General features: G+C 71.8%; 22 protein-coding genes. 9 read left to right on the top strand and 13 right to left on the bottom strand.

Going from position 1 to position 20591, the window contains the following annotated elements; genetic code table 11:
• The first annotated feature begins 107 nt into the window (after positions 1-107).
• Together ABC304_RS06875 and ABC304_RS06870 are read left to right on the top strand one after the other, a co-directional pair.
• Positions 108-1073 carry an oxygenase MpaB family protein gene (locus tag ABC304_RS06875; protein WP_412929745.1) on the top strand — a complete coding sequence of 322 codons (966 nt, stop codon included), beginning with the start codon at positions 108-110 and terminating at the stop codon, positions 1071-1073.
• Positions 1074-1085: 12 nt separating this feature from the next.
• Entirely contained in the window at positions 1086-1928 is an 843-nt protein-coding gene (locus ABC304_RS06870; RefSeq protein WP_412929742.1) for an NAD-dependent epimerase/dehydratase family protein, read from the top strand.
• A 194-nt stretch (positions 1929-2122) separates the two neighbouring features.
• On the opposite strand, the gene ABC304_RS06865 is transcribed toward ABC304_RS06870, so the two are convergent.
• The 8 genes from ABC304_RS06865 to ABC304_RS06830 form a co-directional block, all read right to left on the bottom strand.
• Positions 2123-3136 (bottom strand): LacI family DNA-binding transcriptional regulator, encoded by a 1014-nt coding sequence (locus tag ABC304_RS06865; protein WP_412929740.1) that lies wholly within the window; start codon positions 3134-3136, stop codon positions 2123-2125.
• Positions 3137-3227: 91 nt separating this feature from the next.
• On the bottom strand, positions 3228-4247 hold the full coding sequence (gene yjfF, locus ABC304_RS06860) for a galactofuranose ABC transporter, permease protein YjfF (protein ID WP_315268549.1): 1020 nt from the start codon (positions 4245-4247) through the stop codon (positions 3228-3230).
• Entirely contained in the window at positions 4244-5290 is a 1047-nt protein-coding gene (locus ABC304_RS06855; protein ID WP_412929739.1) for an ABC transporter permease, read from the bottom strand. The genes yjfF and ABC304_RS06855 overlap by 4 nt, the downstream gene beginning before the upstream one ends.
• On the bottom strand, positions 5287-6966 hold the full coding sequence (locus ABC304_RS06850) for a sugar ABC transporter ATP-binding protein (protein ID WP_412929737.1): 1680 nt from the start codon (positions 6964-6966) through the stop codon (positions 5287-5289). The genes ABC304_RS06855 and ABC304_RS06850 overlap by 4 nt, the downstream gene beginning before the upstream one ends.
• 89 nt (positions 6967-7055) lie before the next feature.
• The gene (locus ABC304_RS06845; protein ID WP_412929735.1) at positions 7056-8045 is read right to left on the bottom strand and encodes an ABC transporter substrate-binding protein; all 990 of its coding nucleotides are present in this window, start codon (positions 8043-8045) and stop codon (positions 7056-7058) included.
• Positions 8046-8271: 226 nt separating this feature from the next.
• Complete coding sequence (locus ABC304_RS06840; protein ID WP_412929734.1) at positions 8272-8466, bottom strand: hypothetical protein; 195 nt, start codon at positions 8464-8466, stop codon at positions 8272-8274.
• A gap of 31 nt (positions 8467-8497) precedes the next feature.
• Positions 8498-8713: a hypothetical protein gene (locus ABC304_RS06835; protein ID WP_412929733.1), complete on the bottom strand. Its 216-nt coding sequence runs from the start codon at positions 8711-8713 to the stop codon at positions 8498-8500.
• Positions 8714-8784: 71 nt separating this feature from the next.
• Positions 8785-9402 (bottom strand): DnaJ family domain-containing protein, encoded by a 618-nt coding sequence (locus ABC304_RS06830; protein WP_412929732.1) that lies wholly within the window; start codon positions 9400-9402, stop codon positions 8785-8787.
• Positions 9403-9486: 84 nt separating this feature from the next.
• On the opposite strand from ABC304_RS06830, the gene ABC304_RS06825 reads away from it, so the two are divergent.
• A complete protein-coding gene (locus ABC304_RS06825) occupies positions 9487-9837 on the top strand; it encodes a DUF2834 domain-containing protein (RefSeq protein WP_412929731.1) in 351 nt (116 codons plus the stop codon).
• A 51-nt stretch (positions 9838-9888) separates the two neighbouring features.
• Here the strand turns inward: ABC304_RS06825 and ABC304_RS06820 are convergent, their stop codons facing one another.
• On the bottom strand, positions 9889-10716 hold the full coding sequence (locus ABC304_RS06820; RefSeq protein ID WP_412929729.1) for an SDR family NAD(P)-dependent oxidoreductase: 828 nt from the start codon (positions 10714-10716) through the stop codon (positions 9889-9891).
• A 202-nt stretch (positions 10717-10918) separates the two neighbouring features.
• On the opposite strand from ABC304_RS06820, the gene ABC304_RS06815 reads away from it, so the two are divergent.
• Entirely contained in the window at positions 10919-11281 is a 363-nt protein-coding gene (locus ABC304_RS06815) for a UBP-type zinc finger domain-containing protein (RefSeq protein ID WP_412929727.1), read from the top strand.
• A gap of 25 nt (positions 11282-11306) precedes the next feature.
• On the opposite strand, the gene ABC304_RS06810 is transcribed toward ABC304_RS06815, so the two are convergent.
• Entirely contained in the window at positions 11307-12482 is a 1176-nt protein-coding gene (locus ABC304_RS06810; protein WP_412929726.1) for a cystathionine gamma-synthase, read from the bottom strand.
• Positions 12479-13531, bottom strand: a complete 1053-nt coding sequence (locus ABC304_RS06805; protein WP_412929725.1) for a pyridoxal-phosphate dependent enzyme — start codon at positions 13529-13531, stop codon at positions 12479-12481. The genes ABC304_RS06810 and ABC304_RS06805 overlap by 4 nt, the downstream gene beginning before the upstream one ends.
• 156 nt (positions 13532-13687) lie before the next feature.
• Between ABC304_RS06805 and ABC304_RS06800 the strand changes: the two genes are divergently transcribed.
• Positions 13688-14998, top strand: coding sequence for an aminotransferase class V-fold PLP-dependent enzyme (locus tag ABC304_RS06800; protein WP_412929724.1), 1311 nt, complete (start codon positions 13688-13690; stop codon positions 14996-14998).
• Positions 14995-15432 (top strand): Fe-S cluster assembly sulfur transfer protein SufU, encoded by a 438-nt coding sequence (gene sufU, locus ABC304_RS06795; protein WP_412929722.1) that lies wholly within the window; start codon positions 14995-14997, stop codon positions 15430-15432. Before ABC304_RS06800 ends, sufU begins: the two co-directional genes overlap by 4 nt.
• Before the next feature lie 195 nt (positions 15433-15627).
• On the opposite strand, the gene ABC304_RS06790 is transcribed toward sufU, so the two are convergent.
• Positions 15628-15846 (bottom strand): three-helix bundle dimerization domain-containing protein, encoded by a 219-nt coding sequence (locus ABC304_RS06790; RefSeq protein WP_127096567.1) that lies wholly within the window; start codon positions 15844-15846, stop codon positions 15628-15630.
• A gap of 130 nt (positions 15847-15976) precedes the next feature.
• Positions 15977-18094, bottom strand: a complete 2118-nt coding sequence (locus ABC304_RS06785) for a RecQ family ATP-dependent DNA helicase (RefSeq protein WP_412929720.1) — start codon at positions 18092-18094, stop codon at positions 15977-15979.
• A 96-nt stretch (positions 18095-18190) separates the two neighbouring features.
• Between ABC304_RS06785 and ABC304_RS06780 the strand changes: the two genes are divergently transcribed.
• The 3 genes from ABC304_RS06780 to ABC304_RS06770 all read left to right on the top strand — a co-directional run bounded on the left by ABC304_RS06780 (position 18191) and on the right by ABC304_RS06770 (position 20590).
• Entirely contained in the window at positions 18191-19411 is a 1221-nt protein-coding gene (locus tag ABC304_RS06780) for an MFS transporter (RefSeq protein ID WP_412929718.1), read from the top strand.
• A 50-nt stretch (positions 19412-19461) separates the two neighbouring features.
• Positions 19462-19905, top strand: a complete 444-nt coding sequence (locus tag ABC304_RS06775; protein WP_412929717.1) for a three-helix bundle dimerization domain-containing protein — start codon at positions 19462-19464, stop codon at positions 19903-19905.
• Positions 19906-19990: 85 nt separating this feature from the next.
• Positions 19991-20590 (top strand): hypothetical protein, encoded by a 600-nt coding sequence (locus tag ABC304_RS06770; RefSeq protein ID WP_412929716.1) that lies wholly within the window; start codon positions 19991-19993, stop codon positions 20588-20590.
• Position 20591 lies beyond the last annotated feature (1 nt).

Genomic DNA, 20591 nt, shown 5'->3' with positions numbered 1-20591 from the left:
GAGCGGCCGCATTCGGATGGGCGTTTTCACCGAACACTCAGGAACGCGGCCACGCTCCTGACAACCCGCTCTGCGGGGGCCGCCCGCGACCCTCGCCCCCTGCCGCCGTGGCACGCTGGAGGGATGCGACACCGGACCCGTTCCCGATCCGTTCCGGCTTCCGCGCACCTCTCGTGAGCACCCGCGAGGAGCGCCTGCGCGGACGGCTCCTGACCGCGCTGTCCGGCGACGCCGGCGGCTCGCCGCCGTGGATCCGCGCCCTCGCCGACGGCGACGACACCGGCTACTTCGAGGAGGAAGGCGCGGTGTGGACCGTGCACTCCGGAATGGGCACGCTGGTCGCCGGCATCCGCGCGCTGCTCATGCAGGCGCTGCACCCGGGCGCCCTCGCCGGCGTGCACGACTGGTCGCGGTACCGCGACGATCCGATGGGCCGCTTGACCGGCACGGTGCGCTGGGTCATCACGCTGACGTACGGCTCGCGCGAGCAGACCGGGCGCGAGGTCGGACGCGTCGCGCGCTTCCACGACAAGGTCAAGGGAACCTATGTCGCCGCGGACGGCGCCGAACGGTCGTATTCCGCCGAGGACGCCGACCTCGTCGAGTGGGTCCACCTCGCCTTCACGGACTCCTTCCTGGCCGCTCACGAGATGTGGGGCGGTCCGATCCCCGGCGGGTCCGACGCCTACGTGCGCGAATGGGCGACCGCGGGAACGCTGATGGGCGTCCAGCATCCGCCCACCACAGAGCGGGAACTGCGCGGCCGCATGGCGGACTACCTGACCGCGGGCACCCTGCGGCGTGACGAGCGGGTCGACGAGGTGGTGCGGTTCCTCCGCCGCATCCCGTTCACCGGCCCGATGCGCCCGGCCTATGCGGTGCTCTACCGCGGCGCCGTCGCGAGCATCCCGAAGCCCTACCGGCGTCTGCTCGGCCTACGCCGCTCACCCTTCCCGGTCGTCACCGCGACCCGGCTGATCCTCGCCGTCACCGGCCGCACGCTCGGCGGCGGCCCGCGCGCGCAGGACTTCGCCCGGCAGCGTCTGGAGCGCCTGCGCACCCGCACCCCGTGACAGGCTGAGGGGATGCGCATCGCACTCACCGGCTCGTCCGGCAAACTCGGCTCCGTCGTCGCCCGCGAGCTCACCGCCGCCGGGCACGACGTCATCGGTCTCGACCGCACCGGCGAGCGCGGGCCGCAGTTCGTGCAGCTCGACCTCACCGACTACGGGCAGGTCGTGGACGCGCTGGCCGGAGTCGACCGGGCCGTCGGCTTCGATGCCGTCGTGCACCTGGGCGCGATTCCGGCGCCGGGGCTGATGACGGACGCCGCGACCTTCCACAACAACATGACGAGCACGTTCAACGTCTTCTGGGCGGCGGTGCGGCTCGGCATCCGTCGCATCGTCTACGCCTCCAGCGAGACCGTTCTCGGGCTGCCGTTCGACGTGCCGCCGCCCTACATCCCCGTCGACGAGGAGTACCCGCCGCGCCCCGAATCGGTGTACTCGATTGTCAAGACGCTGGAGGAGCAGCTGGCCCGGGAGCTCGTGCGCTGGCATCCGGACCTGTCGATCACGGCGCTGCGCTTCTCGAACGTGATGTGGCCGGAGGACTACGACGAGTTCCCCTCGTTCGACGCCGACGCGTTCGCCCGCAAGTGGAACCTGTGGGGCTACATCGACGCGCGCGACGGCGCACAGGCGATCGACCGCGCACTGGATGTCGCGCCCGTCGGCTTCGAGACGTACATCATCGCGGCGGCCGACACCGTGATGTCGCGCCCGAACGCGGAGCTGGTGGCCGAGGTATTCCCCGAGGTGCCCGTGCACGGCGAGATCGGCGAGCACGACACGATGCTGTCGATCGCGAAGGCCCGGCGCGTGCTCGGGTACGAGCCGCAGCACTCCTGGCGCGACCCGCGCTGAGCCGGTCTCGCGGCTCCGGCGCGTCTGGATCCCTGTCGCCGGCGGCTGAGCCGGGCATCGACGCGGCGGTCCGGCATCGGAGATCCGGTGAGGGCAGGACGGTCTCGCACCGAAACGTCCTGTCGCCGCCCGAGCACCTGAGCCCGCGAAGCCGCGTCACACCGCGCCGGAGCACCTGTGCTCGCGGAGCCGCGTCACACCGCGCGGGTGCTCCCCCGGACGATGAGCGGAGGGTCGCGGGGCGCGGGCAGCCGCGTTCCGTCCTCGTCCTGCAGCAATGCGAGCACGGCGGCCATGGCATCCCGTCCGATCGCGACGAAGTCCTGGCGGATGGTCGTCAGCGGCGGCGAGAAGTGGGCGGCCTCCGGGATGTCGTCGAACCCGATCACGCTGACGTCTTCGGGCACCCGGCGTCCCGCGGTCTGCAGCGCGTGCAGCACGCCGAGCGCCATCTGGTCGTTCGCGACGAAGACCGCCTCCGCACCCGTCGCGGCGAGCGCGGCGCCCAGGTCGTAACCCGACGCCGGCGTCCAGTCGCCGCGCAGCGCCTCGGTGGGCGTGAGACCCGACTCGAGCAGCCGGTCGCGCCATCCGCGCAGCCGCTCCTCGCCGTCGATCGAGCCGGCGGGGCCGGCGACGTGGCGGATGTCGGTGTGCCCGAGTTCGAGCAGGTGCGACACCGCGGCGCGGGCGGCGCGGTACTGGTCGAGCCCTACGCGCACCGCGCGCCCGCGGGGCTCCCCCGACACGACGACGAGCGGCACGCCCAGCTCCCAGCCGTCGAAGGCGTCCAGCGCCACCCGCTCGGCGGCGATGAGCACGATCGCCTCGACGTTCTGGCGGATCAGCAGCTCCGCGGCCGAGCGCAGACTCGGGCCCGCAGCATCCGCCAGTGTCGTCGTGATGACCGCATATCCCGCATCGCGCGCCGACTCGTTGACCGTCAGGACGTAGCTCGCGGGGCCGTAGTCGGGCAGGCCCGTCGCGACGAGGCCGATGGTGCGCGACCGCCGCGTCACGAGCGCGCGCGCGGCCTGCGAGGGCACGTAGCGCAGCTGGCGGATCGCCTGCTCGACCCGCTCGCGGGTCGCCGGGCGGACGTTCGGGAGGTCGTTGAGCACCCGCGAGACCGTCTGGTGCGACACTCCGGCCAGGCGGGCGACGTCGAAGATCGTCGTCCCCCGACTGCGGTCGCCGTTCGTGCTCACGTGCTGCGCCGGCTCCCCCCGGGCACGCCGACACGCGCCCTCGCCCTCATTATCGCGGCAGGGTCTGTGTTCACCCCCGCGCCGCGGGCCGTCATCGTCGTCGCGCGGTCAGCACGCGCTGCAGGATGATGAAGACGAGCAGCAGGGCGCCGATGAAGATCTTCGTCCACCACGACGACAGCGTGCCCTCGAACGTGATGATCGTCTGGATGATGCCCAGCACCAGCACGCCGAGCACCGATCCGAGCACGAAGCCGTAGCCTCCCGCCAGCAGGGTGCCGCCGATGACGACCGCGGCGATCGCGTCGAGCTCGGTGCCGATCGCCGTGAGCGGGTATCCCGACAGCGTGTAGAAGGTGAACAGGATGCCGGCGATGCCGGAGCACAGTCCGCTGATGAGGTAGACGAGCACCTTCGTGCGCGCGACGGGCAGGCCCATGAGCATGCCGCTGTGCTCGCCGCCGCCGATGGCGTAGACGGTGCGGCCGAAGCGCGTGCTGTGCAGCACCCAGACGGCGATGACGACGACGAGCACAGCGATGATGACGCTGGGGGTGATCGACAGGCCCGGTCCGAGCGGGATCCGCGTCACGGCCAGCGCGATGAAGCCGGGGTCGGTGATCGAGATCGAGCTCTGGCTGATGATGTAGCAGAGTCCGCGGGCCAGGAACATCGCCGCCAGTGTCGCGATGAACGGCTGCACGTGGAAGTAGTGGATCATCAACCCGACGAGAAGGCCCAGGATGCTGGTGGTCACCAGGATCAGCGGGATCACGACGACCGGCGACCACCCGCTCTGCAGCGTGCTGGCCGCGATCATGCCCGACAGGGCGACCACGGCCCCCACCGACAGGTCGATGCCGCCGGTGAGGATGACGAACGTCATGCCGACCGCGAGCACGATGAGGTACGCGTTGTCGACGAACAGGTTCAGGAAGACCTGGCCCGTGAAGAAGCCGCGATAGCGGAGCCCGCCGCCGATGAAGACGACGAGGAACAGGATCGCGGTGACGAGGACGGGTCCGTACTTCGGGCTCGTGAAGGTGTCCTTCAGGATGCCGGTGGTACGGGTCAGCGGCGTGCGCGGCGCTGCGGTGGTCGTGGTCATCATGCTGCCGCGACCCCCTTTCCGGAGCGGAGGGCGAGGCGACGGCGGAAGCCGGCCAGCGCCTGGTTGGTGGTGGGCGACTGGAGCAGGCAGACGATGATGACGACGGCCGCCTTGAACACCATCGTCGCCACGGGCGAGATGCCGACGGTGTAGACGGTGGTGACGAGCGTCTGGATCACGAGCGCCCCGACGAGCGTGCCGGCGAGCGAGTAGCGGCCGCCGGCCAGCGAGGTGCCGCCGATCACGACGGCGAGGATCGCGTCGAGCTCGATGAACAGGCCGGTGTTGTTGGCGTCGGCGGCCATCGTGTTGGCCGTGAGGATGAGTCCGGCGACCGCGGCGCACAGCGCCGTGAAGATGTAGACCGAGAACAGCACGCCCCGCGCGCGGACACCCGCCTGACGGCTGGCCTCGGGGTTGATGCCGACCGACTCGATCAGGAGTCCGAGCGCCGTGCGGCGGGTGAGCAGCGCGGCGATGATGAAGATGAACGCCGCGATGAAGATCGCCACCGGCACGCCGAACCAGAAGCCGGTGCCGAGCAGCTTGAACGGCGGGCTGGTCACCGTGAGGATCTGCCCCTCCGTGAGCAGCATCGCGATGCCGCGTCCGGCCGTCATCAGGATGAGCGTGGCGATGATGGGCTGGATGCCGATGACCGAGACGAGCAGTCCGTTCCACAGGCCGCAGCCCACCCCGATCACGAGCGCGACCAGGATGGCGACGATCACGGTCGCCGGGTCGCCGGGGTTGGGAGATCCGAGCAGGATGCTGCACGCGACCGCCCCGGAGATGGCGGCGACCGCGCCCACCGACAGGTCGATGCCGCGAGTGGCGATGACGAGCGTCATGCCGATGGCGACGATCAGCGTCGGAGCGCCGTTGCGCAGGATGTCGATGAGGCTGCCGTAGAGGTTGCCGTCGCGGAAGGAGATGCTGAAGAAGCCCGGGAACGCCACCACGTTGATGGCGAACAGCACGGCGAGCATCACGATCGGCCAGAAGATTCGGCTCGAGACGAAGCGGGCGAGGACGGTTCTCATGCGTGGTCTCCCTGCGGGCGGGCGGTCGTGTCGGCGGGGGCGGTCGCCTCGGCACGGGCGGTCGTGCCGGCGGATGCGACGGCGCTCACCACGGTGGGGTCCTCGATCTCGAGCGAGCCGTCGGCGATGAGGGCGAGCAGCCCGTCGACGGTGAGCTCGTCGTTGACGAGGTCGGCCACCTTGCGCCGGTCGCGCATGACGATGACGCGATGGCTGAGTCGCAGCACCTCCTCGAGCTCCGCGCTGATGTAGACGACCGACATCCCGTTCTCCGCGAGGGAGAACACGAGCTTCTGGATCTCCGCCTTCGCGCCGATGTCGATGCCGCGCGTCGGCTCGTCGAGGATGAGCAGGCGCGGTGCCGTCGCGAGCCACCGGGCCAGCAGCACCTTCTGCTGGTTGCCGCCGGACAGGTTTCGCACGATGGCGTCCTTGTTGGCGGGGCGGATGTTGAGGGCCTGGATGTAGCTGTCGGCCAGCTCGTCACGGCGCTTCTTGGAGATGGGCCGGAACCACCCGCGATCGGCCTGCAGCGCGAGGATGATGTTGTCGCGAACGGTCAGCTCGTCGACGATGCCCTCGCTGCGGCGGTTCTCGCTGGAGTACGCGATGCGCTTCTTGAGGGCCTGGCGCGGCGTCCGGAGCCGCTGCGGCTCGCCGGAGATGGTGAGCCTGCCCTCGTCGGAGCGGTCGGTGCCGCCCAGCAGGCGGGCGAGCTCGGTGCGGCCCGATCCGAGCAGGCCGGCGAAGCCGATGACCTCGCCCTCGTGGATGGTGAGGTCAAAGGGCGCGACCGAGCCGCGGCGGCCGACCCCGGAGGCGCGGAGGAAGACCGTCTCGTCGCCGGCGTCGCCGTCGGACTCCTGCACGCGCTGCTCGAGCTCCTCGAGGGTGGTCAGCTCCTTGCCGATCATCTTCTGCACGAGGTCGATGCGCAGCAGATCGGGCGTCAGGTACTCGCCGATGAACCGCCCGTTGCGGAAGACCGTGAGCCGGTCGGCGATCTCGTAGACCTGGTCGAGGAAGTGCGAGACGAAGAGGATGGCGACGCCGTCGTCCTTTAGCGAGCGGATGATGCGGAAGAGCTCCGCCACCTCGTCCGCGTCGAGGCTGGAGGTGGGCTCGTCGAGGATGAGCACCTTGGCGTCGATGTTGGTCGCGCGGGCGATCGCGATCAGCTGCTGGATCGCGAGCGAGTGCGAGCCGAGCAGGGAGCCCGGGTCGACGTCGAGCCCGAGGTTGGACAGCACCTCGGCGGCGCGGCGGCGCATCCCGCGCGTGTCGATGGACCCGAAGCGCCGGGGCTCCCGTCCCAGCATGATGTTCTCGGCGACCGAGAGGTTGGGGAGGAGGTTGACTTCCTGGTAGACGGTGCTGATGCCGGCATCCTGAGCCTGGGCGGTGCTCGCGAACGACACGGGCCGACCGGCCAGGAGCACGGTGCCGGAATCGATCTGGTAGACGCCCGTCAGCGCCTTGATGAGCGTGGACTTCCCCGCGCCGTTCTCGCCCATGAGCGAGTGGACCTCGCCCGGGAACATCCGGAAGGAGACCCCGTCGAGCGCTTTGACCCCGGGGAAGGAGATCGAGATGTCGCTCATCTCGACGACCGGCTCGGGGTGGGCGGCCGGTGCCGGCGGACGAGCGGGCGCGGCGGTGCGACTGGGCGCGGTCATGTGGTTCTCCATCGAACGGGATCGGCTGCTCTGAGGGTAGAGGGATGCCGCGGCCCCGGCGTGTGCACGTCGGGGCCGCGGCGTCGTGTTCAGTACTGGCGGTCGGGCAGGGCCGCGGCGGCCTGCTCCTGGGTGAAGGTGGTCTCGTCCGTCAGGATGCGCTTCTCGACGGTGCCGCCCTCGTTGAGGGTCTTGATGACATCGACCAGCTGGGGTCCGAGGAGGGGGGAGCACTCGACGATGAAGTTGATCTTCCCGTCGGCGAGGGCCTGCATGCCGTCCTTGACCGCGTCGACCGTGACGATCTTGATGTCCTTGCCAGGGACGAGGCCGGCGGCCTCTATCGCCTCGATGGCGCCGAGTCCCATGTCGTCGTTGTGGGCGTAGACGAGGTCGATCTTCGGGTTGGACTTGAGCATCGCCTCCATGACCTGCTTGCCGCCGGCGCGGGTGAAGTCACCCGTCTGGCTGGCGATCACCGTGAGGTTCGGGTTCGACGAGATGGTGTCGGCGAAGCCCTCGGCGCGGTCGATGGCGGGCGCGGCGCCCGTCGTGCCCTCGAGCTGCACGATGTTCACCGGTGCGGAGGCGTCCTTGTACTCCTCGACGACCCACTCGCCGGCCTTCTTGCCCTCTTCGACGAAGTCGGAGCCGAGGAACGTGACGTAGAGCGAGTCGTCCTTGCTGTCGACGGCGCGGTCGGTCAGGATCACGGGGATGTTGGCGGCCTTGGCCTCGTTCAGCACCGCGTCCCAGCCGGTCTCCACGACGGGCGAGAAGGAGATGTAGTCGACGCCTTGCTGGATGTAGGAGCGGATCGCCTTGATCTGGTTCTCCTGCTTCTGCTGTGCGTCGGAGAACTTGAGCTCGATGTTCGCCTCTTCGAAGGCGGACTGGATGCTCTTGGTGTTGGCGGTGCGCCAGCCGGACTCCGCGCCGACCTGGGCGAAGCCGACGACGAGCTGGTCGGTGGCCTTGGGGCCTGCGGCGTCGCCACCGGCAGTCGTCCCCCCGCCCGCACAACCGGCGAGCCCGAGCAGCAGGACACCTGCGGCTGCGAGCGAGATGAGCTTCTTCATGTGCGTGAACCTCCTTGTTGCGTCCTGGTGCGCAGCTCTGCGCTCCTGGTGCGTCGGCCACCGTGGCCGTGATTCAGGATGTTAGCGCTCACTGTTAGCGTTCACAAGATTCCATGACGGAGCATAGTGCAACGTTCCGGTAACGGATGTGAGCGTGAACATTCGTCCACGCGGCCGGGCTCGCGGCTCGCTCGGGCGCGCACGGGTTCAGCGCCGCCGTCGTGCCTCAGCGCCGGGCGGTGCCCCGCAGCGACAGCGCGATGCCGATGGCGACGCCGGCGACGCCCACCATGAGGACGCACACGGCGATCAGCGCGATCTGCGCCGCGTCAGGCATCGCGACGACGGCCGCGATCACGCAGCACGCCACGGCGACCAGTGCGCAGGCGGCGGCGACGAGCCCGAGGTTCTTCGCAGTCACCGGACCACCGTATCCGGCGGTGAGGCTCGGGTCAGATCGAGACGTCGTTCTCGATGTCCTCCGCGAGGTCGTCCACGACCTCCGGTCGCAGGTGCACGCCGGCCTCCTCGAGCCGCTCGTCGAGCACGTGGCTGACGTCGTCCTCGACATGACCGTGCCGCACATCCTCCCGCACTTCGTCCACCACCTGCTCGACGGCTTCGTCGTCGTCGTTCTCCGGTGCGTGCTGCCGCTCATCCGATGCCATACCCGGATCCTTCCGCCGGCCCACAGGATGGCGCAGGCCCTTGACGGATGCGTCAGACATCGTCCCTCGGCTCAGCGCTGCGTCCGACGTGCGCGGCGGGTGGCGCGACGCTCGCGCCACGATGGCCGCCCGACCTCGCGCTCGGCGGCCCGGGCGTGGGCGGCGGCGCGGGCCGCGGCATCCCGTCGCTCGCGCCACTCCCCCACGCGCTCGTCGACGTCCACCAGCGGAGTCACCACGGGCGGTCCGCCGAGCAGCTGCCGGCGCGCCTCGATCACGCGTCGGTTGAAGTCCTCCAGCGCCTCGCGCACGTCCGCCTCCCGGGAGTGCTCGTCCATGCGCGCGTCGAGGTCGGCGTACTCGGTGCGCAGCAGGAGCGCGGGCGGGCCGAGACCCGTGAGACCCTCGGCCTCGATCTTGCGCTTCAGCCACCAGTCCGGGTCGTGCGAGCCGCCGAGCCCCGCCAGCGGCTTGCCCGCGCCGGGGAGGTTGTCGAACTCGCCGCGGCGCACCGCCTGCTGGATGGCCGTCTCGACGTATGCGCTGCGTTCGCGCCACGTGGAGGCGGAGGGGCGGGATGCTGCGGCCGCCGGCTTCTCGGATGCTTCCTGCTCCGCCTGCCCGGCGCCCGCGTCCCGCGACGCCTGCTCGGCGCGGTAGCGGGCGGCCGCCTCGCGGGGATCCGACATGCGTGCACCTCCTCATCCCAGGGTAAGCGCGCCGAATCGCGTCGGGCGGAGCCGGTCGGGTCACCGTCGGGCCATGATCGGGGGATGACCCGTCACTGGACACCTCTCGCCGTCGGCTACGCCGTGCTCGCCGTCGCCGGACTCGTCGGCACGTGGATCTTCAACGTGCTCTCGGTCGTGCAGATGTCGAACTTCATCGGCGACCTGGTCTCGAGCGGCCCGGCGGTGTCGTCGATCACCGTCGACCTCTTCGTGGTGGCCGTCGCCGGCAGCATCTTAATCATCGTCGAGGCGCGCCGGCTCGGGATGCGGCGGGGCTGGCTGTACGTCGTCGCCGCCGGCATCACCGCGTTCGCCTTCGTGTTCCCGCTGTTCCTCGCGAACCGGCAGCGGAGATTGACGGCGCTGGCGGCGGAGGCGGGGTCGACCGTCTGAGCCCGACGGGGCTCGACTCCTGCCGCGGCGCGGGGCCGCGGCATCCGTCCCTCAGATCCCGAGCATCTCCTCGGAGCGGTCCCACAGGCGACGGGCGAGCTCGGGATCCTCGGCCTGCCGCTTCGGACGCTTGACCGCCCGGTCGACGAAGTACTCGCCCGTCGGGTAGTCCACGCCCGGCTGCCCGTCGGCCAGGAAGACGAGCGTGTCCGCGCCGCGCTCGACCGGCACCAGGAAGCGGGCGAAGAGCGGCGAGGTGTAGATCAGCCGCATCGCCGAGCCGGTCGCTCCCGAAAAGCTGGAGGCCACGACGCCGGGGTGGAGTGCGGTCGCGGACAGTCCGACGCCCGAGAAGCGGCGCTCGAACTCCTTCGTGAAGAGGATCTGCTCGAGCTTGGCGTTGCCGTACGCGCGGCGCGGGTCGTAGCGGCGCGCGGCGTCCAGGTCGTCGATGTCGAAGCGGCTGAAGAGCTTGTTGGCCGCGCTCGACGTGTTGACCACCGTCCCACCGGCCGCGAGGAGCGGCTCGTGCAGCAGGTGCGTGAGCAGGAACGGCGCGAGGTAGTTCACCTGGAACGTCTGCTCGTGGCCGTCGGTCGTAAGCACCCGCGTCCTGCCGAAGATGCCGCCCGCGTTGTTCGCGAGCACGTCGATCCGCGGATGCCGCTGCCGCAGGTCGTCCGCCAGCCGCCGGACGGAGGCGAGGTGGGAGAAGTCCGCGAGGTGCGACTCGGCGTCGAGCTCGCGCGCGACGGCGGCGGTCTTGTCGGGGGAGCGGCCCACCAGCACGACCTCGTGGCCCAGACGGGACAGCTCGCGCGCGGCGGCGGCGCCGATGCCATCGCTGGCACCGGTCAGGACGATCGTTCGAGAAGTCACCGCCTCACTCTTCCACGCCCCGGAGGTGGTCAGGCTGTGGGCGGGCGATCGGGAGGAGATGTGCAGAACGGGAGGACGGATGCTGCAGCTGCGCCTCCGGATGACCACATCTCCTCCCGTTCCGCACGGGGTCAGGGCCGGCACGGGTGGCCGCGCGGCGGACGCGGCCCTATCGTGGGGCGTGACGACACGAGGAGGCCCCATGTCCGACGCTGCGACCTTCATCCACCCCGAGGTTCCGCCCTCGGGCACCGGCTGCGTGGAGTGCGAGGAGCAGGGCAGCTGGTGGCTGCACCTGCGGCGCTGCGCGGACTGCGGACACATCGGATGCTGCGACGACTCGCTCAACAAGCATGCGACCGCCCACTTCCAGGCCACAGGCCACCGCGTGATCCAGAGCTTCGAGCCGGGCGAGGACTGGTTCTGGGACTACGGCACGGAGGAGATGTTCGACGGGCCGGAGCTCGCCCCGCCGACGGCGCACCGCGCGTCGCAGGGCGTGCCCGGACCGCGCGACCGCGTGCCCGGTGACTGGCAGCGTCAGCTCGCCGCGCAGGCGCGCTGACACCGCGCGCCGCGGGCCGTCCGACTCAAAGCGTCGCGAGCGCCCCGTCGACGTCGGCGAGCAGGTCGTCGACGCTCTCGATCCCGACCGAGAGCCGCACGACCTCCTCGGGCACGGCGAGCGCGGTTCCGCGCACCGACGCGTGGGTCATCGCGTCGGGGTAGTTGACGAGCGACTCCACCCCGCCGAGCGACTCGGCGAGCTGGAAGAGGCGGGTCGACTCCGCGAAGCGGCGTGCGGAGGCGGCATCCTCCAGCGCCAGCGACACGATGCCGCCGAAGCGGGTCATCTGGCGCGCCGCGAGCTCGTGCCCGGGGTGCGAGGCCAGGCCCGGGTAGTAGACGCGGGCGACCCGGCCCGAGCGCTCGAGGTGCTCGGCGATGGCCTGGGCGTTGTCGCTGTGACGCTGCATGCGCAACGGCAGGGTCTTGATGCCGCGCGTCGTCAGCCACGCGTCGAGTGGACCCGAGACGGCGCCGGCGGCGAACTGGAGGAAACGGGCGCCCTCGGCGACCGTGTCGTCGTTCAGCACCAGGGCTCCCCCGACGACGTCGGAGTGTCCGCCGAGGTACTTCGTCGTCGAGTGCACGACGACATCGGCGCCCAGCGAGAGCGGGCGCTGCAGCGCCGGCGAGGCGAAGGTGTTGTCGACGACCACGAGCGCGCCGGCGGCGTGGCCGAGGGCGGCGAGACCCGCGATGTCGGTGATGCGCAGCAGCGGATTGCTCGGCGTCTCCACCCACAGGATGCGGGCAGGGCGCTCCTCCAGTGCCGCGGCGACCGCGCCGAGATCGCTCATGTCGACGACGCGGAGCTTCACTCCCCACGGTCCGAGCACGCGGGCGATGAGCCGGTACGTGCCGCCGTAGACGTCGTCGCCGAGCAGCACCTCGTCACCGGGGGTCAGCACGGAGCGCAGCAGTGCGTCCTCCGCGGCCAGGCCCGACGCGAACGAGATGCCGTGACGGCCGCCCTCGAGCGCCGCGAGCTGGGTCTCGAGCGCGGTGCGCGTCGGGTTGCCGCTGCGGCCGTACTCGTAGCCGCCGCGGAGTCCGCCGATGCCGTCCTGCGCGTAGGTCGTGGAGAAGTGCACGGGCGGGATCACCGCGCCGGTGGTGGGGTCGAAGGCCTGTCCCGCGTGGACGGCGAGGCTCTCGATGCCGCGCGCGGCGTCGTGGGCGCCGGAGGTGTGATCGGTCATGCGGAGGGTCCTTCGGTCATGGAGCGGGCATCTAAGGTGTCGGTGTCGCCGGGGCGGGGGTCGAATCCGGCGGGCAGGAGGGATGCCGCGGGCTCGACCTCGTAGCCGCGATCGGTCATCCACCCGTCGTCGAAGATCTTCCGCACGTAGGCGCGGCCGTGGTCGGGCAGGACGACGACCATCACCGCGTCGGCGGGCAGGGTGCGGGCGACGCGCAGCGCGCCGACCACCGCCATGCCGCTGGAGCCGCCGACGAGGAGGCCCTCCTCGCGGGCGAGGCGGCGGGTCATGGCGAAGGACTCCGCGTCGGAGACGCGCTCGTAGGCGTCGACCACGGTCGGGTCGAACGTCTCGGGCCAGAAGTCCTCGCCGACGCCCTCCACGTCGTAGCCGTGCGCGGGTCCGCCGGAGTAGATCGAGCCGACCGGCTCCACGCCGATCACGCGGACGGTGCCGTCGGAGATGTCGCGGAGGTATCGTCCCGTGCCGGTGATGGTGCCGCCCGTGCCGATGCCCGCCACGAGGTGCGTGACGCGGCCGTCGGTGTCGTACCAGATCTCGGGGCCGGTCGACTCGTAGTGCCCGCGCGGACCGTTCTGGTTCGCGAACTGGTTCGGCTTGAACGCGCCGGGAATCTCGCGGACGAGCCGGTCTGACACCGAGTAGTACGACCCGGGATGCTCCGGCGGCACGCTCGTCGCGGTCTCCACCACCTCGGCGCCGTACGCGCGCAGCACGTCGACCTTGTCGCCGGCGAACTTGTCGGGCACGACGAAGATCATGCGGTACCCGCGCTGCAGGGCGATGAGGGCGAGCCCGACGCCGGTGTTGCCGCTGGTGGGCTCGACGATCGTGCCACCGGGCTGCAGCGCACCCGAGCGCTCGGCCTCGTCGATGATCGTGCGGGCGATGCGGTCCTTGGCGGAGCCGCCGGGGTTGAAGTACTCCACCTTCGCGAGCACGGTGGCGGCGATGCCGTCGGTGACGCGGTTCAGGCGGACGAGGGGCGTGCGGCCGACGAGGTCGGCGACACTCTGCGCGTAACGCACGAGATGTTGTCCTTCGGAAGGGCCGCGAGCGCGGCGTGCTGGTGGGTCGGCGAAGACGAGCGCGAAGCGCTCAGCGACAACACAGACAGGTCAGCACGGCGACCACTCTAGCCCGAACCGGGCGCTCCCACCCGGTTCGCGGGAGAATGGAGGTCTATGACCCCCGCATCCACCCTCGCCTCCGAACACGCGTCACCCGACGGCGACCGCGGGCCGCGGCATCCGCTCGACGTCGCCCGCGTCCGCGCGGATTTCGCCTTCGTGGGCGCCGGCGACCGCGTCTACCTCGACTCCGGCGCCACCTCGCAGCGCCCGTCGGCCGTATTGGACGCCGAGCGCTCCTTCGTCGAGACGTCGTATGCGGCGGTGCACCGCGGGTCGAGCGAGGCCACCGGCTCCGCCACGGCGGCCTTCGAGGACGCCCGTGACGACGTCGCGCGCTTCGTCGGCGCGCGCCCGGAGCAGATCGTATTCACCGAGAACGCGACGGACGCCCTGAATGTCGTGGCCCTGGGGCTGTCGGATGCCTCGCTCGGCCTCGGTGCACCCGAGCTCGCCCTGCGGCCCGGCGACGAGATCCTGCTGACCGAGGCGGAGCACCATGCCAACCTCATCCCCTGGCAGCGGCTGGCGCTGCGCACCGGCGCGGTGCTGCGCTGGGCAGGCGTGGACGACGACGGCCTCTGGGGCATCGACGACCTGGCCGCGGCATCCGGTCCCCGCACCCGGCTGATCGCGTTCGGGCACGTCTCGAACGTCACCGGCGCGCTGGCGCCCGTCGACGACGTCGTCGATCTTGCCCGGACGCTCGGCGCCATCACGGTGCTCGACGCCTGCCAGTCGGTGCCGCATCGTCCGGTCGATTTCGGTGCGCTCGGCGTGGACCTCGCAGCGTTCTCCGGGCACAAGATGCTCGGCCCCACGGGCATCGGCGTGCTCTACGGGCGGTCGGAGATCCTCGACGCCCTTCCTCCGGCGCGCACCGGCGGATCGACGATCACGACCGTGACGATGGACGCCGCGGAGTTCCTGCCCGCACCGCAGCGCTTCGAGGCGGGCACGCAGCCCGTGAGTCAGGCCGTCGGGCTGGGCGCCGCCGTGCGCTACCTCGAGGGACTCGGCATGGACGAGGTGCTCGCGCACGAGGACGAGTTGGCCGCCCAGCTCGTGGAAGCCGTCACCCGCGTGCCGGGCGTGCGGCTGTTCGGACCGCGCCCGGGCGCCGACCGGGCGGCGATCGTGAGCTTCACGGTCGACGGCGTGCACGCGCACGACGTCGGGCAGTTCCTCGACGACCGCGGGATCACGCTGCGCACGGGCCACCACTGCGCGCAGCCGCTGCACCGCCGCCTCGGCGTCGCGGCCACGACGCGGGCCAGCGGCTACGTCTACACGACGAGCGAAGAGGTCGAGCGCCTCGGCAGCGCCCTCGCCGAGGTGCGCGCGTTCTTCGGGGCCGACCGATGAGCGAGCTGGAGGATCTCTACCGCGAGGTCATCCTCGACCACTCGCGACGACCGATCGGCCGCGGCGACGTGTCGGGCGCCGCCGTCAGCCACCACGAGCTGAACCCGTCCTGCGGCGACGAGATCACCGTCGGCCTGACCGTCGACGGCGACCGCATCGCGGGCATCACGTGGGAGGGCCAGGGCTGCAGCATCTCGATGGCCTCCGCCTCGGTGATGACGTCGCTGCTGGACGGGATGCCGCGGCCGGAGGCCCAGGCGCTGATCGAGGAGTTCCGCACCATGCTGCGCTCGCGCGGCGGCGGGGCGGAGCCGTCGGAGGAGCTGGGCGACGCCGCCGCGTTCCAGGGCGTCGCGCGCTACGTCATGCGGGTCAAGTGCGCGATGCTCGCCTGGGTCGCGCTCGAGGCCTGCCTGCTGCAGACCGCAGCCTGACCCGCGACCTTCCCCGCGAGACTGCACCGGGCCGGCGAGACGCAGGGGAATCCCCTATGTTTCGCGCCGCGAGTGCAGTCTCGCGGCTGAGGGTGCGGGGCGCGGCGCATGGGCGGCGCGCAACGCGCGGCGCATGAGCCGGCGCGGCGCGGCGCGTGCCGCGGGCACGCGGGCACGCGGGCACGCGGGCGGGGGTCAGGCGGCCCAGCCGTAGGTCGCGCGGAAGCGCTCGCGCAGACTGCGCTCGACGAGCGTCGGGACGTACGCGCGCAGCCGCACGCCGTCGAAGCGCTCGAACTCGTCGACGGTCGCGGCGAGGAGCTCGTCCTCGGGGAGCAGCGGGTAGCGCGAGGACAGCCGGCGCATCACGTGCACGAGGGACTCGTACTCGCTCTCCGGGTTCGTCGCGCTCATGCCGTCATCCTCGCCTCCGCACCGTCGCCACCGGAACCCCTTGCGCGATCGGGCGTCCGGTGTTCCGCCGCGGCCCGAGGCGCCGACCGCCCATGGGCCGTTCACGGCGACGCGACGGCCGCACCGCCGTCTACCCGCGGAGCGCGAGCGCGAACGGCAGCACCGCCTCCGTCCCCGCTCGGCGCAGCTCGCCGGCCGCGACCGTCAGGGTCCACCGGCTGTCGGCGAGGTCGTCGACCAGCAGCACCGGCCCCGGCGGGATGCTCAGGCCAGTCGCGTCGAAGCGGTCCCACACGCCGGCGAGACGGTAGACGCTGTTGCCGCCCGGCTGTCCGGACGGCCCGCCGCCGCGCGTGCCGAGCGTGCCGAGGAACGGCAGGCGACCCGCGCCGGCGAGCGCCTGGGCGAGCGACGCGATCAGCTGCGGCCGCGAACGGGAGGGCATGGCGACGACCGAGCCGGGACGCTGCGCCCACGGCCACGACGCGAGCACCCGCACGGTGGCCTCGAGCAGCGCCGGCGGAACGAGCCCGTCGGGGCTCGACGCCGCGAACAACTCGCGGAGCGCGCCGCCCCAGCCGAGGTCGGTCAGCCGCGCCAGCGCGCGGCCCTCCTCGGCCCGCTCGTCGACCGGGATGCGCCCCTTCACGGGCACGCCCAGCCGGTCGGCGCCGGTCGGCCACTGCGCCCGCGGCTCGATCGGCACGCCGACGCGTTCGAGAGACGCGGATGCCGCGGCATCCGCCTCTCCGAGCACCTCCGCGTCGAACCACACCCCGGCGCAGTTGTCGCAGCGGCCGCACGGTGCGGCGGTCGGGTCGTCGAGCGCGGTCTGGAGGAAGGCCATGCGGCAGGTGTCGGTGCGCTCGTAGTCGAGCATGTTCTGCTGCTCGGCGACACGCTCGGCGGAGATGCGCTCGTAGCGCTCGGCGTCGTAGGTCCAGGGCTGTCCGGTGGCCGCCCAGCCGCCGCGCTCACGACGCACCGCCCCGTCGACGTCGAGCACCTTCAGCAGAAGCTCGAGCGGCGTGCGGCGGATGTCGACGAGCGCCTCGAGCGCGGGCGTGGAGGTGGGGTTCGGACCCAGCTCGGAGATGACGCGCTCCGCGCGCTCGCGCGTGGGCATGGAGGCGGTCGCGAAGTAGCGCCAGATGTCGGGATCTTCGGGCCCCGGCAGCAGCAGCACGTCGGCGTTCTCGGTCGCACGGCCGGCGCGGCCGACCTGCTGGTAGTACGCGACGGGCGACGACGGCGCACCCAGGTGCACGACGAAGCCGAGATCGGGCTTGTCGAAGCCCATGCCCAGCGCGCTCGTGGCGATGAGCGCCTTGACCTCGTTCGCCTTCAGCTGCGCCTCGGCCTCCTCCCGCTCCCCCGCGTCGGTCTGGCCGGTGTAGGCGCGCACGTTGTGGCCCGCCTCCCGCAGCAGCCGGGCGACGTCTTCGGCCGCGCTGACCGTCAGCGTGTAGACGATGCCGGAGCCCGGCAGATCGGCGAGATGACTCAGCAGCCAGGCGAGACGGGCCTTCGCGGAGGGCAGGCGCAGCACGCCCAGCCGCAGCGAGGTGCGGGCGAGCGGGCCCCGGATCGTGAGCACGTCGGCCGACCCGGTGCCGCCGTCGGACGCCTCGCCGTCGCCGCCGAGCTGCTCGGCGACGTCGACCACGACGCGACTGTTCGCCGTCGCGGTCGTCGCGAGGATCGGCACCCCGGCCGGCAGTCGGCGGATGAGCTCGGCGAGACGCCGGTAATCGGGACGGAAGTCGTGGCCCCAGTCGCTGATGCAGTGCGCCTCGTCGACCACCAGCATCCCCATCCGGCGCACGAGCGCGGGAAGCTGCTCGTCGCGGAAGGCGGGGTTGTTCAGCCGCTCGGGCGACAGGAGCAGCACGTCGACCTCGTCGCGGTCGAGCGCCGCGACGACGTCGGTCCACTCATGGGCGTTCGTGGAGTTGATGGCCACGGCGCGCACTCCGGCTCTGGCGGCCGCGGCGATCTGATCGCGCATCAGGGCGAGCAGCGGCGAGACGAGCACGGTCGGACCCGCACCCGCGCGACGCAGCAGAAGCGTCGCGACGAAGTAGACCGCGGACTTGCCCCACCCCGTGCGCTGCACCACGAGAGCGCGCCGGCGGTCGTCCACGAGCGCCGAGATGGCCTCGAACTGACCCTCGTGGAAGTCGGCGTCGTCGCGGCCGACGAGGGTCTGCAGCACCTCGCGGGCGGCGGTGCGGGTGTCGTCGGTCATCTGTCGAGTCTTTCAGCGGGCGGCGACATCGGCGCCACGAGAGCCGTAGCATCCTCGGAGAGACGAACGTCGGCGGATGCTGGGGAGGAGCCACTCATGGACGACCGCAGCAGATCCCGTCATCACCTCGGCTTCTGGATCGTCGCCGTGGTCTTCGTCCTGGTGATGTCGTATGCGACCGTGCCGACGCCGCTGTATCCGCTGTACCAGGCGCTCGACGGCTTCCCCGTCGCCATGATCACCGTCATCTTCGCGGCTTTCGCCGCCGGGGTCATGCTCGCGCTGTACCTCGCCGGCCATGTCAGCGACTGGGTCGGCCGCCGCCGCGTATTGCTGGTCGCCGTGCTCCTGTCGATCGTCGCCGCGGTCGTCTTCCTCCTCTGGCCCGAGACAGCCGGTCTGCTCATCGCGCGTGTGATCGACGGGCTGAGCGTCGGCCTGCTCACCGCCACCGCCACCGCGCACCTCGGGGAGCTCCGCGCGGTCGCGCGGCCTGGCGAGGGGCCCGGGCTGGCCGCATCTCTGGCCGGAGCCGCGAACATCGGCGGCCTGGCCCTGGGCCCGCTCATCGGCGGCCTCTTCGCGGAGTTCCTCCCCGCGCCGCTCGTGCTGCCGCATGCCGTCTACCTGGTGCTCCTCGTCGCCGCGGCCGGTGCGCTGCTGATCGTGCCCGAGACGGTGACGCGGCCCGATGAGCTGCCCTCCTACCGTCCGCAGCGGCTTGCCGTGCCGGCGGGCGGCGGACGGGTCTTCCTGCTCGCCGGTGCAGCCGTGTTCTCCGGCTTCGCCGTCTTCGGGCTCTTCACCTCGCTCGCCCCGACGTTCCTCGCGAAGACGTTCGGCGAGACCGACCACCTGCTGGCCGGCATCCCGCCGTTCGCCGTCTTCGCCGCCGCCGCGATCGGACAGGTCGCGCTGGCGGGTCTCCCGCTCCGGCGCCAGCTGACGGTCGCGGTCGTCACGTGCATCGCGGGACTCGGCCTGGTGGCGGTCGGCGCCGTCGTGCCGGAGCTGATCGCGTTCATCGTCGGCGGCGCGATCGCCGGCGTCGGCGTGGGCCTCCTCTTCAAGGCCGCGACGGGCACGGTGCTCGCGGTGGCGGATCCCGCCCGTCGCGGAGGGACGCTCGCGCTGCTGTTCCTGGTCGCCTACACCGGCCTCACGGTGCCCGTCATCGCGGTCGGCATCGCTCTGGTGAGCATCCCCCCGGTGCCGGTGCTCCTCGTCTTCATCGCCCTCGTTCTGGTCGGCACCACCCTCGCCGGCCTGACGATGCGCCGAGATGCGGCCCGGGCCGCAGCATCCACCGTCTCCTGACCAGGGACATCGTTCACCTGCTGGTCACCCGGGCGTCGTAGCGTCGCGCCATGAGCGACAGCAACGCCACCGACGACACCTACCTCGCCCAGACCGGGTTCGCATCGACCTCCCGCGACGACCGCGGTCCGGCGCCGGAGGAGGACGGGATCGCCATCGAGGAACGCCGCGCCGGAGCCGTCGACGAGGGCGTCGACGCGCAGGAGTCCCCGGTGCCGCCCGCGACCGAGGAGACGCCCGAAGAGGCCGCCGAGCGCGCCCGCCTCGAGGAGGCCGACGTCGAGAAGGTGGTCGAGCGCCTCACCGAGAAGTTCTCCGACGTCCCGGCGGAGGTGGTGGAGGAGACGGTGACCGAGATCCACGAATCGATGGAGGATGCCGCGGTGCGCGACTTCGTCCCGCGCATCGTCGAGCACGATGCCCGCGACCGGCTGCGCGAGGTCGAGGAGGAGATCGGCGGATCCTCGACGGACGAGGATCCCTCCACGCGCTGACGCCGCGGGCGGCTCGCCCGCGACCGCCGGGCCCGCCGCGCCCGCGCGCCCGCGCGGCCCGCTTAGGCTGGAGCGCAGGAGGATCATGTCGTCTCGAGCCGACCGCGGCACCCGCGCCCTGCGCGGCGTGGCCGCTGCCGCCGTCGCGACGTTCGCCGCGACCGCCTCCCACGCCGCGGTCACCGGCCAGGCACCGCCAGTCGCGAACCTGCTCCTGGCCCTCGGGCTCGCCGCGCCGATCTGCGTGATCCTCACCGGCCGCGTGCCGTCGTGGCGGCGCATCTCGGTCGCCGTAGCCGCGAGCCAGGCCCTCTTCCACTCGATCCTGTCGCTCGACCTGACGGGAGCCGGCGCGGCCGCCACGAGCCACCACGGAATGACCATGTCGGAGCACGCGAGCACCGCGGCGTCGACCGGCCCGGCGCTGCTCCACGGCGTCGACTCGCCGTGGATGTGGGTCGCTCACGCCGTGGCCGCGGTTCTCACGATCCTGGCCCTGGGTCGCGGCGAGCGCGCGCTGCGCGTCGTCGGCGACTTCCTCGCCGAGGCCTTCCGCGCCCTCGCGCCGCTGCGCGCGCCGGGCGTCTCCACGGTCCCGCAGCCCGCCGTGCCCGCGCCCCTCGTGCGCTCCGGCATCGCCGTGCTGTCGGTGATGCGGCGGCGGGGACCGCCGGCTGTCGCCTGAC

The sequence above is a fragment of the Microbacterium jepli genome (genome assembly GCF_047237905.1).
Classification (GTDB): Bacteria; Actinomycetota; Actinomycetes; order Actinomycetales; family Microbacteriaceae; genus Microbacterium.
The sequence above is the reverse complement of the archived record's forward strand: the minus strand, read 5'-3'. Positions and strand labels throughout refer to the sequence as shown.